This window comes from Bacillus sp. mrc49 (genome assembly GCF_002803435.1).
The window spans coordinates 1-1,213 of the sequence record NZ_PHNG01000683.1 but is presented as its reverse complement, the minus strand read 5'-3'; the positions used below and the strand labels follow the sequence as shown (position 1 = coordinate 1,213).

Here is a 1,213-nt window from a genome sequence, read left to right as displayed (position 1 = left end):
TAAGACACTCGCCCATCCGGCTAGTGTGGATTCCATTCCATCTTCAGCGAATCAGGAAGATCATGTAAGCATGGGGACAATTGGATCGCGGCACGCGCATCAAATCATCCAAAACGTCCGCCGCGTTTTGGCGATAGAGCTCATTTGTGCCCTGCAAGCGGTGGAGTACCGCGGAACGGAAAAGATGGCTCCATTCACAAAGGATTTTTATACGGAAGCAAGAAAGATCATTCCGAGCATTACACAAGATCGCGTCTTTGCTAAGGATATTGAAGCAGCGGCTAGCTGGTTACTTGAAATCGACTGGAATTCGTTCATTCATGGGTCCTTGCCCACCACATAATGATATGGCGGTTTTCTTCTGGATGCTAGGCCCATGAGCCCCTTACCGGGGTTTTAGGCCTGGCAACGTTTGATAAAGTACATAGTTCCTAAAAACCCGAAAGTATCTTCTTGATTAGAGAAAAAGACCTGGATGCAATGAGAATCGACAAGATCTTGAGAGATTAAAAATGCATGGTTGGAGGGGAATTTAATTTGGAAAATCGCCAATTGCAACTGCCCGGTAAAAATGAGCAAAACGAGCCGCCACATTCTTTGCAAAGAAAACTGAAAGCGCGCCATCTGACAATGATTTCATTAGGCGGTGCGATTGGAACGGGGCTCTTCCTCGGAAGTGGCCCGGCCATCCATTCGGCAGGTCCTGGCGGGGCGTTGGTCGCATATGCCGTCATCGGCATCATGGTATATTTCATCATGACAAGCTTGGGTGAATTGGCATCATTCATGCCAGTCAGCGGTGCTTTCAGTACATATGCTACAAGGTTCATCGATCCCGCCCTCGGATTTGCGCTTGGCTGGAACTATTGGTTCACTTGGGCGATGACGCTTGCCGCGGAACTATCTGCCGCAACGATGGTCATGAAGTTCTGGTTTCCGCACAGTCCATCATTTTTATGGAGTTCCATGTTTTTAGTTTTGATATTCCTATTGAATTACGTATCCGTTAAAGGATATGGAGAAGGGGAATATTGGTTTTCACTCATCAAGGTCGCGACCATCATCATCTTTATCGTGGTCGGTATACTGATGATCTTCGGAATCATGAACGGAGAGGCGATCGGTTTTAAAAATTTCACGGTAGGTGACGCGCCGTTCGCTGGCGGGTTCTTGGCGACATTGGGAATTTTCATAGCGGCTGGTTTTTCTTTTC

2 protein-coding genes are annotated in these 1,213 nt (G+C 47.4%); both read left to right on the top strand.

Annotated elements, in window-relative coordinates:
- The coding region (locus CVN76_RS10860) for an aromatic amino acid lyase (protein ID WP_198512536.1) at positions 1 to 343 on the top strand (343 nt) is incomplete at its 5' end.
- Positions 344 to 630: 287 nt separating this feature from the next.
- Positions 631 to 1,213: amino acid permease (locus CVN76_RS10855; RefSeq protein ID WP_232732171.1), on the top strand; the 583-nt coding region annotated here is incomplete at its 3' end.